Raw genomic sequence first — 11801 nt, 5'->3', positions numbered from 1 at the left:
TCACGAGTGTACTTCCTTCTCTTCGAAACCATGCCAGTCCTCCTGACGCTGTTGTAGCAGCTTTTCGGACTGTCCACAATTTCGGGGGAAGGTCAGGTGTGGGGGCGGTCGTCAATAGCGGACACAAAATGGCTTATGCGGTACGGCGTTCTTTGAAATACCTTTGCTCATAGGCCGCAGAGAAACCAACATGATTTTGGTTGAAACCACAAACAAGAATTTTGTTTCCTAGCCGCGGATGAACGCGGATGACGCGGATCAAGTCGTAAAACCTGAGAAATCAACGATTCGGGTTTTCAATCCGCGTGCATCGGCGTCATCGGCGGCTGGAATTTTCGGCCAACCTGCCTCAGGCCGGAGCGCCGGCCCAGCCACCCCTGGCCGTCGCCCGCCCACCGCGGCGGGAACGGGATGCGGCTTCACTTCGTCCGGTGGCCGACGGGCGCGAAGAGCGCCGCGAAGGAGCCGATTCTTGACGCGCGCTTTCGGCAACACCATAGTCGAAGCCCACCAGGGTGCGACGTTCCAGCCTGGTCTTGAGTACCTTTTCGATCGCCCTGATCTGGGCGGCATCTTCGCTACTCACCAGGGTGAAGGCGTCGCCGCTGCGCGCTGCCCGCCCGGTGCGGCCGATGCGGTGCACGTAGGCCTCCGGGGTCGCCGGGATGTCGTAGTTGATGACGTGCGACACCTGGCTGACGTCGATGCCGCGGGCGGCGATGTCGGTCGCCACCAGGATCTGGTAGCGGCCGGAGCGGAACCCGTCAAGGGCTTCCCGGCGCCGGTTCTGCGACAGGTTGCCCTGCAACGAAGCGGCCCGGTAACCGGCCTTTTCCAGCTGCTGCCCGAGCCGCCTGGCGCGATGCTTGGTGCGGGTGAAGACCAGCACCGCCCCGGTCTGCGACTGGCTCAGCAGGGCCAGCAGCAAGGCGGTCTTCCGCTTCTGCCCGACCGGGTAGAGGGCGTGGCTGACGGTGCCGGGAGGGGCGCTGTTGGCGACCTGTACGGTAACCGGATTCTGCAGGACCTCATGCGCCAGGCCGCGAATCGCATCCGGCATGGTGGCGGAGAAGAGCAGGGTCTGGCGTCTGGCCGGCAGCGCCTTGAGAATGCGGCGGATGTCGGGGAAGAAGCCCATGTCGAACATCTGGTCGGCCTCATCGAGCACCAGCACTTCGAGTTTCGACAGGTCGATGGTCCCCTGGCCGATATGATCGAGCAGGCGTCCCGGGCAGGCGACGACGATCTCGGCGCCGGCCTTCAGTCTGCCGATCTGCGGGTTGATGTTGACCCCGCCGTAGATGGTGACGCTGCGCAGACCGGTTCTGGCGCCAAGGGTGGAGATGGCGTCGTGAATCTGCTCGGCCAGCTCCCGGGTCGGGGCGATGATCAGGGCACGGACCCGGCCGCGCGGGCCGCTCATCAGCCGGTGCAGGATCGGCAATCCGAAGGCCGCGGTCTTGCCGGTGCCGGTCTGGGCCAGGCCAAGAACGTCCCTGCCGGCCAGAACCTGCGGGATCGCCTCGTTCTGGATCGCGGTGGGAGTGACGAATTGCGCCGCCTCGATGCCGGCGGCGACCTTGGGATGAAAGTTGAAACGCGAGAAACTCATAAATTCCTTTGTTCGGTGTCGAAAGACCTGCCGCCGGCGCCGATTCGCGATCGGCTTCAGGTCCGGATAAAGAAAAAGCCCCGGATGCATGTCCGGGGCTCACGAATGCTTGTCGTTGACTCTTCCAGGAACAGCGCTTGCGGTTAAGCAGTCCCCACCATAACAGGTCGGACCGGGGACGTCAACCGGCTTTCCCGACGCCGCCTGAAGATCGATCGTTACTCAGTGCAGATAGCGGATGAAAAGAGTCGCCGTGGTGAAATAGATCAGGATGCCGGTGATGTCGTTGGCGGTCTGGACGAAGGGGGTGGCGGCGATGGCCGGGTCGACGCCGATCCTCTTGAAAAAGGTCGGGGCCAGCACGCCCATGGTGGCGGCGACGTTGATGGCCACGGTCATGGCGATGCCGACCACCAGGCCGAGATAGGGATTGTGGTGCCAACCCCAGGCGACCAGACCGACGGTCAGGCCGCAGACCATCCCCATGATCAGGCCGACGCGCATCTCCTTGAGCAGCACCCGGCGCAGGGTCGACATGTCGATCTTGCCGGTGGCAAAACCGCGGACAACGATGGTCGCCGACTGGCCGCCGACGTTGCCCCCCATGCCGGTAATGACCGGAATGAAGGAAATCAGGGCGATGACATCCCTGATGGTGACCTTGAACCGCCACATCAGGTAGCCGGTGATGACGCCGCCGAAGAGGTTGGTCAACAGCCAGGGCAGCCGCAGGCGGGCGATCTTGAAGGCCTGGTAGCCAAGCAGCAGCTCCTCGTCGCTGGCGCCGGCCATCTTGTAGATATCCTCGGTCGCCTCCTCGCGGATGACGTCGATGACGTCGTCAACGGTGATCAGACCCATCAGCTTGTTGCTCTCGTCGACGACCGGCACGGCAAGGATGTTGTACTTTTCGACCACGCGGGCGACCTCTTCTTGGTCCATGTCGACCCGCACGCTGATCACGTCGCGGATCATGATGTCGCGCAGCACCGTCTCGGGCGACACGGTCAGAAGCTGGCGCAGAGAGAGAACTCCGACCAGGTGGTTGTGTTCGTCGGTGACGTAGAGGTAGAAGACCATCTCCACGTCGCCGGCATCCTGCAGGGCCTGGATCGCCTCACGGACGGTCAGGTCCTCGCGCAGGGAGAAGATTTCGGTGGCCATGATGCCACCGGCGGTATCCTCCCCGTACTGCAGCAGTTCCTCGATCTCCTCCGACTCCTCATCCTTCATCAGGCCGAGGATTTCGGCGGCCAGCTCTTCGGGCAGGTTCTGCACGATATCGGCGGCGTCGTCCCGCGCCATGTTCTGCAGCAGCTCGAGGATCTGCTGCTTGTTGAGCTGGGCCAGCAGCCGGGCGCTGACAGCATGGTCGAGCTCGGCCAGCACGTAGCCGGCGACCTCCGGCTCGCTGATCAGGCCGAAGAGCAGAGGCTGCTCCTTGTCGTTGAGATAGCGGAAGAGATGGGCGATATCGGCCGGGTGAATCTTGCCCAGCAGCTTGGTCAGGTTGGAATAGGCGCCGCGGCGCAGCAGCCGCCTGGTGGTTTCGAGGAGTCGCTGAAGTTTCTGTTCCATGTCAAGACCTCCTCGAGCGGATTTTCGTCCCGCACCGCCGGCAGAAATCGGCGAAAAGGCATCAATGGGCCGGTGCCGGCCAACAGGTGTGCGGCAGAATCGGACAGGCGGATGAATTTAACACCACCCTCTTCCGGGTGTCAATTGGCCTGTCCACCTTGGAACACCGGATGTCCGGACGCCGGTGGCTGTTGCCCGCTGCCGGCCGGCCGCCGCTGTTGCGGCTGCTTCGGTTCATAAATGAATTTCCAGTCCTGGTAGCTTTCGGCATTGGCGAAAGTGGCATATTCCTGCGGAAAACCGCCCGCCTTGAAAGGAGCTTCATCGCTGCTGCTGTAGACGCCCTTGATCCGGTTGCCGTAGCGGGGATCCTTGATCAGCTCGAAGTCCCCGCCGGTCATCGGATCCTTGTACAGCTTGCGGATGTGCCGCACCACGCCGGGAAAGCGCGGGTCGCGCAGCAGATCCTCCAGCTTCGCCGGCAGCATGCCGCTTGCACCGCCATGCTTGACGCTGGCGTAACTCTCGATGGCCTTGCGGTACTGGTCTCCACGGAACAGAAGTTCCGCTTCCTTCGAACGCTGCACCACCGTCTTCCAGGTGGAACCGGCCAGCCCCAGGGAAAGCCCGAGAATCGCCAGCATGACCAGCACCACCAGCAGACTGATCCCGTCCTGCCGCAACAGGGGGGAAGTCATGGCGAAAAACATGGATCGGCAAAATTTCATCGCCGGCAAGTGTAGCGCACTTCACCGGCCTCTGCCAGAGGGCGATTTGCAGATGAAAAAAATTGCCCAAACATCTTTGCCTCGACAAAAATGAGAATAATTTAAAAAAGAAAAGGACAGGATGCTTACCGAAAAAGGAGGGGGCACCGGCAGTCGTCACGGCGTACACGGCCGGGGAACGGACACCGGTGATCACCGGGTATCGGTTCGCAGCATCGAAGGCCCGGCCGCGGAAATCAGTGCGCCTGGCTCCAGTTGGTGCCGACACCGACATCGACCACCAGCGGCAGATCGAGTTCGATGGCCAGTTCCATCTCCTCGCGCACCAGCTGCCGCATGGTTTCGACCTCGTTTTCGGGGACTTCGAACACCAGTTCGTCGTGCACCTGAAGCACCATGCGTGAGCGCAGTTTCCCGCTGGCGAGACGCCGTCGCACCCGCAGCATGGCCAGCTTGATCAGGTCGGCGGCCGATCCCTGCACCGGATAGTTGATGGCGTTGCGTTCGGCGTAGCCGCGCACGTTGGCGTTTCGGCTGTCGATGTCGGGCACGGCGCAGCGTCGGCCGAGCAGGGTGGTGACGTATTTTTGTTCTTTCGCCTCGGCGATACAGCGTTCCATGAAGGCGCGGATTTTCGGATAGCGGGCAAAATAACCGTCGATGTAGGTCTGCGCCTCGCCGCGGCTGATACCGAGCTGTTTCGCCAGGCCGAAGGCGCTGATGCCGTAGATGACCCCGAAGTTGATCGCCTTGGCGCTGCGCCGCATCTCGTCGGTGACCATCTCGGGAAAGACCCCGAACACTTCGGCCGCCGTGCGCCGATGGATGTCCTCGCCGCTGCGGAAATGCTCCTTGAGGGTGGTCTCGTCTGCCATGTGCGCCAGCAGGCGCAGCTCGATCTGCGAGTAGTCGGCCGACAGCAGCAGCCAGCCCTCGTCGGGGACGAAACTTTCCCGGATACGCCGGCCCTCTTCGGTGCGGATCGGGATGTTCTGCAGATTCGGATCGCTCGACGACAGCCGGCCGGTAGCGGTGACGGTCTGGTTGAAGGAGGTGTGAATGCGGCCGGTCTCCGGATGGACCAGCTTCGGCAGGGCGTCGGTGTAGGTTCCCTTGAGCTTGGACAGTGACCGGTGATCGAGCACCAGCCGGGCGACGGGATGCTCCTCGGCCAGCCGGGTCAGAACTTCGACATCGGTCGACCAGCCGGTCTTGGTCTTCTTCCCCCTGGGCAGCTTCATCCGCTCGAATAGGACCTCGCCCAGCTGCTTGGGGGAGGCGACATTGAACCGGGTGCCGGCCAGGGTGAAGATCTCGTCCTCCAGCTGCCGCAGCCGGGCGCTGAACTCCTCGGAAAGGCCTGCGAGGAAGTCGGCATCGATGCGCACGCCGGTCCATTCCATTTCGGCCAGCAGCCGCTCCAGCGGCAGCTCGACCTCGTAAAAGAGCTTTTCCTGGCTGGTCTCCTTCAGCATCGGCTCCAGCCTGTCGGCCAGGCGCAGGGTGATGTCGGCGTCCTCGGCGGCGTAATCGGTGGCCCGTTCGACCTCGACTTCGGCGAAACTGATCCGGCTTTTGCCCTTGCCGCAGACCTCCTCGAAACTGATCGGCCGGTAACCGAGCAGTTCGGCCGCCATGGCATCCATGCCGTGGGAACGCGACGCCGGCCGGGCCAGGTAGGAAGCGATCATCGGATCGAAGACCAGCCCCTCCAGCCGCAGTCCGGCCCGGCGCAGCACCAGTTCGTCGAATTTGGCGTTCTGGGCGATCTTGCCGATGGCCGGATCGGCGAACAGCGGTGCCAGACGGTCGAGAACGAGCCGCCGGTCGAGCTGCTTTGGCGCACCGAGATAGGCATGGCCGAGCGGCAGGTACCAGGCCCGCCCCGGCTCGACAGCGAAGGAGAGGCCGACCAGTTCGGCGCGCAGCGGATCGAGACCGGTGGTCTCGGTGTCGAAGCAGAAGCGTTCCGCCTGCCGCAGCCGTTCGACCAGCTCGTCCAGGGCCGCCTTGTCGAGCACGGCCCGGTACTCACCCCGCTCCTGTTGCCGCTCGCCGGCCAGCTCCTGCCGCAGCTGGTGAAACTCGCACTCGAGAAAGAGTTGTTCCAGCGCCTCGCGGTCCGGTTCGGGCAGACGAAGCTCAGCGGGATCGACATCCAGCTCCAGATCGTCGACCAGCGCCACCAGCCGGCGCGACAGCCGCGCCAGCTCGGCATACTGCTCCAGGTTGGCGCGCCGTTTCGGCTGCCGGATGCGATCGAGATTGGCCAGCAGATTCTCCAGGCTGCCGTACTCGTCGATAAGCTGCTTCGCCGTCTTCTCGCCGATCCCCGGCACCCCCGGCACGTTGTCGGAGCTGTCGCCGGCCAGCGCCTGCACCTCGATCACCCTGTCCGGGCCGCCGAAACGCTCGGCCACCTCCTTTGGGCCGTAGACCTGGTCCTTCATGGTGTCGAGCAGACGCACATGCTCGCTGACGATCTGCATCAGGTCCTTGTCGCCGGTGACCACCGTCACGTCCATGCCGCTCGCTTCGGCCCGGCGCGCCAGGGTGGCGATAATGTCGTCCGCCTCGTAGCCCTCCCGCTCGAGGGCCGGCAGGTTGAAGGCGCGCACCACCTGTTTGATCACCGGAATCTGCGGCACCAGATCCTCGGGCATGGCGGCGCGGTTGGCCTTGTAATCGGGATAGATCTCCTTGCGAAAAGTCGGTCCCTTGCTGTCGAAGACAACCGCCACGGCATCGGGCCGGTACTGGCGCAGAACCTTGAGCAGCATCTGTGTAAATCCGTAGATGGCATTGGTGGCCATCCCTCTGGAATTGCTCAGGTGCCGGATGGCATAGTAGGCGCGGTAGATATAACTCGATCCGTCGATCAGAAAGAGACGGGGCCGTTCCATGAATCCTCCTGCAGGCAACACGTGACAGAACAGTACCGGATGGCAGGCAGACGCGCTCCGGACGCGACTACTGTAAACCATCACGGCACCGTCTCCAACCGCAAAACCGGCAAAAACGATCGGGTCACGCCAGTCGGCGGCCAGCGCGCAGCAGTCCCGAAAAAACACCTCCAGGCGTGCCGTCTGCTTGCATTTTCAACATCTTACGCCTATTCTTAATGGGATACAGGTCCGGCTGAAGAAGTCGAGGCGATCTCTCCGCCCGACGCCACGAGCGGCGAATGCCGGCCGACCGATCGGAAAGACACGATGCTTTTGACCCTGGCACAGAAATACGGACGGGGAGGCCTGCTCCTGCTCGGCGGCCTGTCCGGTCTGTCTCTCGGCGTATTCTGCGCTTCGGTGGCGGGGCTCTATCTGGAGCCCGGCGCCACCGTCCAGCCGGCTGCCGCCGTCAGCCGCAACGCCGTCCCGCGCCCCCCCGTTCTGCGCGATTACCAGGTCATTCTCGATCGCAACCTGTTCAATCCCGACGGAACCGGACTCTCTTTCGGTCCCGAATCACCGGCGACCAGCCGTCAGGACCGGGCGGCGGCCGTCAGCTGGCAGCTGATCGGCACCGTCAGTGGCGGGCCGAAGCCGCTGGCCACCCTGCGCGGCAATGGAGAAGCCCGGGTCTGGCACCTGGGCGACCGGCTGCCGGACGGCAGCCGGCTGGTGCATATCGAACGGTCGCGAGTCGGGCTGCGCCTGCCGGACGGTCGGGATATCATTCTGAAACTGCCCGAAAAGAGCACCGGGACGGAAAAAACCGGAACCCGGCGCAATCACAAGGCACAAACCGCGCCCGGCAGCGGCAACGTCATCGGCCAGGGAATCCGCAGGCTGGGCGACGGCCGCTGGCTGATTCCCCGCGCGGAAGCCGAACTGGCGCGCAGCAACATCGGGCAGCTGATCCGCCAGGCGCGGGTCGAACCGAACCTGGTCGAAGGCCGCACCGAAGGCTTTATCATCCGCATGATCCGCCCCGGCAGTCTGCTGAGCCGACTCGGGCTGCGGGTCGGCGACATCCTGCACCAGGTCAACGGCATCAACCTTGATTCGCCGGAAAAGGCGCTGCAGATCATGCAGCAGCTGCGTCAGGCGCGCCAGCTCGACCTGGCCCTCGAACGCAACGGCAAGCGGCTGACCTACAGCTACCGGATCGACTGAGCAGCCCAGCTGCCTGAAAGGGAGTTCTCACCGTGTATCGTATATTCTGCGGAATCGTTCCGAGCCTCGTTCTCGCCGTCTGCCTGACCACACTTTCTCCGACGCCGGCTGCGGCGGCCGTCGCCGACAGCGAAGAGAGCATCTCCCTCGATTTCCGCGATGTCGAACTGACCGAGCTGATCGAGACCATGGCCGAACTGACCGGCCGCAACTTCATCTACGATGAAACCGTCCGCGGCAAGGTGACGATTATCTCGCCCGGAGGCATGAGCCTGGACGAGGCCTACCAGCTCTTTCTCACCGTCCTCAACGTCAAGGGCTACACGGTGGTGCCGAGCGGCAAGGCCAACAAGATTGTCCAGATCAAGAACGCCGCCCGCGACAACCTGCCGGTCGTCGGCGCCGGCGATCGTTCGGCCGCCTACGTCACCCGGATGGTCAGGCTCACCTACGGCAACGCCACCGAACTGGCCGGACTTCTCGCCTCGCTCATACCCAAGACCGGCAGCATCGTCGCCTATGCCCCCTCCAACACCCTGGTCATCACCGACAGCGGCAGCAACATCGACCGCCTGGTCAAGATCATCGAGGTCCTGGACGTTCCGTCGGGGCCGGACCAGATGGAGATTTTCACCCTGCGGCACGCCGACGCCGAGGAAGTGGCGCGCGTCGTCAACAGCGTGCTCGGCGGTACCGGAGCCGTCAGCCGCCGAGCCCGCGCCGGACAGAACATCAAGGTGGCGGGGCAGACCGGCGGCGGCCGCGCCATCGGCTTCAAGCGCACCAACAGCCTCATCGTGCTCGCCGACCGCGAACGGATGGAGATGGTGCGCGGGCTGATAGCCCGCCTCGACGCCGAACCGCTGCAGGAGCGTTCCAACATCAACGTCTACTACCTCGAAAACGCCGACGCCGAAACCCTGGCCAAGACCCTGAACGAGATCCTGACCGGCATGCGCGCCACCGCGACCTCGACCCCGGCGAAACCGGGACAGAAGGCGCCGGCCACCCGCGGGCCGGTATCGATCACCGCCGACAAGCCGACCAACGCCCTGCTGATCAACGCCAGCCCCGAGGACTACGCCCTGCTCAAGGGAATCATCCGGCAGCTCGACGTGCGGCGCAAGCAGGTCTTCGTCGAGGCCCTGATCCTCGAGCTGTCGATGGACGCCACCAGGGAGGTCGGCGTCGCCCTGCAGGGAGCCGTCGACATCCACGGCCACAGCGCCGTTTTCGGCACCAGCAATCTCAACAGTACCTCCACCGGCCTCACCAGCCTGGCCCCCGATCCGAATGTCGGCAACGGCCAGCTGCCGAGCCTGCTGTCGCAGACCATCAACGGCCTGCTGCTCGGCGGCCTGTTCAGTCCGATCACCACCAAGGGGCCGGACGGCAGCCTGATCACCATCCCCGCTTTCTCGGCCCTGATCCAGCTGTCGGAAAAGACCTCCGACGTCAACATCCTGTCGGCGCCGCGGCTGCTGACTTCGGACAACGAGGAGGCGGAGATCATCGTCGGCTCAAACGTTCCGGTCATCACCAGTCGCCTGACCGATACCGGCGGCACCGGCCTGGCCCAGTCGGTAGCTGTCGAGCGTCAGGATGTCGCCCTCACCCTGCGCTTCACCCCCCAGATCACCGAAGGCGACCTGGTGCGGCTGAACGTCTTCCAGGAAATCACCGACATCGCCGACAACAGCGTCGGCAACATCAACGAAGTCGGACCGACCTTCACCAAGCGGCAGCTGCGCAACACGGTCCTGGCCCGCAACGGCCAGACCATCGTCCTCGGCGGCCTGATCGGCACCAACATCAAGTCGACCGAGAGCAAGGTCCCCCTGCTGGGCGACATCCCCCTGCTCGGCCGGCTTTTCCGTTCCAGCGGCACCACGGAACAGAAGACCAACCTGCTGGTCTTCATCACCCCGCACATCATCCGCGACAGCGCCGACCTGGCCGAAATCACCCGCAAAAGCCGCCTTACCGGCAGCAGCATGCAGACCGAGGCCCTGCGCCGCTCCATCCCCCCCGACTCCCTGATGACCGAACTGCCACCTCCGGCCGAAGACGAGAACCCATGAACGAGCAGACCAGTTTCGGCGAGATTCTGCGGCAGCAGTTCGGCGTTCCGGCCGAGGTCATCGACCGGGCGCTGCAGCGTCAGGCCGAGGACGGTCGCCGGCTCGACGCCATTCTGCTCGAGGATGGAGAGGTCGACAAGTCGGTGCTGCGGGCGGCCCTGGCCAGACAGCTCGACCTGCCCTGGTTCGAAACCCTGCCCGAACCGAAAGGCACCGAAGATCTGCTCGGCCGCCTGTCCATGGGCTACCTGCGGGAAAACCGCGTCTTCCCCCTGGAGCGGGCCGGCGGCAGACTGCTGCTGGCCATGGCAAACCCGAACGAGGGAGCCCCGGTCAACGATCTGGTCGCCCTGACCGGAGACCAGGTGGAAATCTGCCTGGCACCGGACGAGGAGATTCTGCAGGCCATCAACCGGGCCTACGAGCGGCACGACAACGAAACCCAGGCCCTCGGGCCCGATATCGGCGGCGACGAATCGCCGGAGCTGGAACCGGCCGATCTGCTCGACACCTCGGACGAGGCTCCGGTCATCCGCTTCGTCAACGGCCTGCTCACCAAGGCCTGCCGGGAACGGGCCAGCGACATCCACATCGAGCCTTTCGAAACCGAACTGGTGGTCCGGTTCCGCATCGACGGCATCCTCTACGAAATCCTGCGTCCGCCACGACGGGCGCACGCCGCCATCGTCTCGCGGCTGAAGATCATGGCCGGACTGGACATCGCCGAAAAGCGCCTGCCCCAGGACGGACGCTTTCGCGTGCGCATTGCCGGCCGGGACGTCGACGTCCGTGTCTCCTCCCTGCCCACAGCTTTTGGTGAACGCCTGGTGCTGCGTCTGCTGGAGAAAACCTCTGGCGTTCTCAGCCTGGCCGATCTCGGCCTGAACCGCGAACTGATGCTGCAGGTCGACCGGCTGATCCACCAGCCGCACGGCATCTTCCTGGTGACCGGCCCCACCGGCTCCGGCAAGACGACCACCCTCTACGCCGCCCTGACCCGGCTCAACTCGCAGGAGAAGAACATCATCACCGTCGAGGACCCCATCGAATACCAGCTGGCCGGAGTGGGACAGATCCAGGTCAATCCCAAGATCGATCTCACCTTCGCCGCCGGCCTGCGTTCGATCCTGCGCCAGGATCCGGACATCATCATGGTTGGCGAAATCCGCGACGTCGAAACCGCCGAAATCGCCGTACAGGCGGCGCTGACCGGCCACATGGTCTTTTCCACCCTGCACACCAACGACGCCGCCGGCGCCCTGACCCGGCTGGTGGAGATGGGCATCGAGCCCTTTCTCGCCGCCAGTTCCATCGTCGCCGTCATGGCCCAACGTCTGGTGCGCAGGCTCTGTCCGCGCTGCCGGCAGCCCTTCACGCCCGACGACGAGCTGCTGCGCAGCCTAGGCGCCGGCGAGCTGCCCGCCGACGCCGTCTTCTACCGCCCCGCCGGTTGCGACGACTGCCTGCAGATCGGCTATCACGGCCGCACCGGCATTTACGAGCTGATGCCGATGGACGATACGCTGCGCGAGTTGCTGATGCAGGGCAAGGACGCCAACAGCATCGCTGCCGCCGCCCTGCGCAGGGGGATGCGCAGCCTGCGGAACGACGGCCTGCGCAAGGCCCTCGCCGGCGAGACCTCGATCGAGGAAGTGCTGCGCGTCACCAGCGAGGAGAACTGATCCGG

Annotated in this window: 8 protein-coding genes; 4 read left to right on the top strand and 4 right to left on the bottom strand. The window is 64.3% G+C overall.

From position 1 onward, the window contains the following. Positions 1-349: 349 nt before the first annotated feature. The 3 genes from EDC39_RS11145 to EDC39_RS11135 form a co-directional block, all read right to left on the bottom strand. A complete protein-coding gene (locus EDC39_RS11145; protein WP_148896466.1) occupies positions 350-1612 on the bottom strand; it encodes a DEAD/DEAH box helicase in 1263 nt (420 codons plus the stop codon). A gap of 222 nt (positions 1613-1834) precedes the next feature. Beyond that, positions 1835-3190 (bottom strand): magnesium transporter, encoded by a 1356-nt coding sequence (gene mgtE / locus EDC39_RS11140; RefSeq protein ID WP_148896465.1) that lies wholly within the window; start codon positions 3188-3190, stop codon positions 1835-1837. A gap of 140 nt (positions 3191-3330) precedes the next feature. Continuing rightward, a complete protein-coding gene (locus tag EDC39_RS11135; RefSeq protein ID WP_187426759.1) occupies positions 3331-3888 on the bottom strand; it encodes a type II secretion system protein in 558 nt (185 codons plus the stop codon). Between EDC39_RS11135 and EDC39_RS15775 the strand changes: the two genes are divergently transcribed. Beyond that, positions 3887-4012 (top strand): hypothetical protein, encoded by a 126-nt coding sequence (locus EDC39_RS15775; protein ID WP_281289757.1) that lies wholly within the window; start codon positions 3887-3889, stop codon positions 4010-4012. The two genes, EDC39_RS11135 and EDC39_RS15775, sit on opposite strands and share 2 nt — an antisense overlap. A 142-nt stretch (positions 4013-4154) precedes the next feature. On the opposite strand, the gene polA is transcribed toward EDC39_RS15775, so the two are convergent. Then, positions 4155-6821 (bottom strand): DNA polymerase I, encoded by a 2667-nt coding sequence (gene polA, locus EDC39_RS11130; protein ID WP_148896464.1) that lies wholly within the window; start codon positions 6819-6821, stop codon positions 4155-4157. A gap of 309 nt (positions 6822-7130) precedes the next feature. Here polA and gspC point away from each other — a divergent pair, with 309 nt between their 5' ends. From gspC to gspE, 3 genes are read left to right on the top strand one after another with little or no spacing between them, the layout of a single operon-like run. Next, a complete protein-coding gene (gene gspC / locus EDC39_RS11125) occupies positions 7131-8033 on the top strand; it encodes a type II secretion system protein GspC (RefSeq protein ID WP_148896463.1) in 903 nt (300 codons plus the stop codon). 32 nt (positions 8034-8065) lie between these two features. Further along, positions 8066-10114 (top strand): type II secretion system secretin GspD, encoded by a 2049-nt coding sequence (gspD, locus tag EDC39_RS11120; protein WP_148896462.1) that lies wholly within the window; start codon positions 8066-8068, stop codon positions 10112-10114. Further along, entirely contained in the window at positions 10111-11796 is a 1686-nt protein-coding gene (gene gspE / locus EDC39_RS11115) for a type II secretion system ATPase GspE (RefSeq protein ID WP_148896461.1), read from the top strand. The genes gspD and gspE overlap by 4 nt, the downstream gene beginning before the upstream one ends. Positions 11797-11801 lie beyond the last annotated feature (5 nt).

Source organism: Geothermobacter ehrlichii (genome assembly GCF_008124615.1).
GTDB classification, from domain to species: domain Bacteria; phylum Desulfobacterota; class Desulfuromonadia; order Desulfuromonadales; family Geothermobacteraceae; genus Geothermobacter; species Geothermobacter ehrlichii.
Note: the sequence above shows the minus strand (reverse complement) of the source record. Positions and strands in the feature narration are given on the sequence as shown.

Bases quoted from the DNA above. Each gene is read 5' to 3' on its own strand.
- polA (WP_148896464.1), bottom strand. From the start codon at position 6,821: ATGGAACGGCCCCGTCTCTTTCTGATCGACGGATCGAGTTATATCTAC.
- gspE (WP_148896461.1), top strand. From the start codon at position 10,111: ATGAACGAGCAGACCAGTTTCGGCGAGATTCTGCGGCAGCAGTTCGGC.
- EDC39_RS11135 (WP_187426759.1), bottom strand. From the start codon at position 3,888: ATGACTTCCCCCCTGTTGCGGCAGGACGGGATCAGTCTGCTGGTGGTG.
- EDC39_RS11145 (WP_148896466.1), bottom strand. From the start codon at position 1,612: ATGAGTTTCTCGCGTTTCAACTTTCATCCCAAGGTCGCCGCCGGCATC.
- gspC (WP_148896463.1), top strand. From the start codon at position 7,131: ATGCTTTTGACCCTGGCACAGAAATACGGACGGGGAGGCCTGCTCCTG.
- mgtE (WP_148896465.1), bottom strand. From the start codon at position 3,190: ATGGAACAGAAACTTCAGCGACTCCTCGAAACCACCAGGCGGCTGCTG.
- EDC39_RS15775 (WP_281289757.1), top strand. From the start codon at position 3,887: ATGGCGAAAAACATGGATCGGCAAAATTTCATCGCCGGCAAGTGTAGC.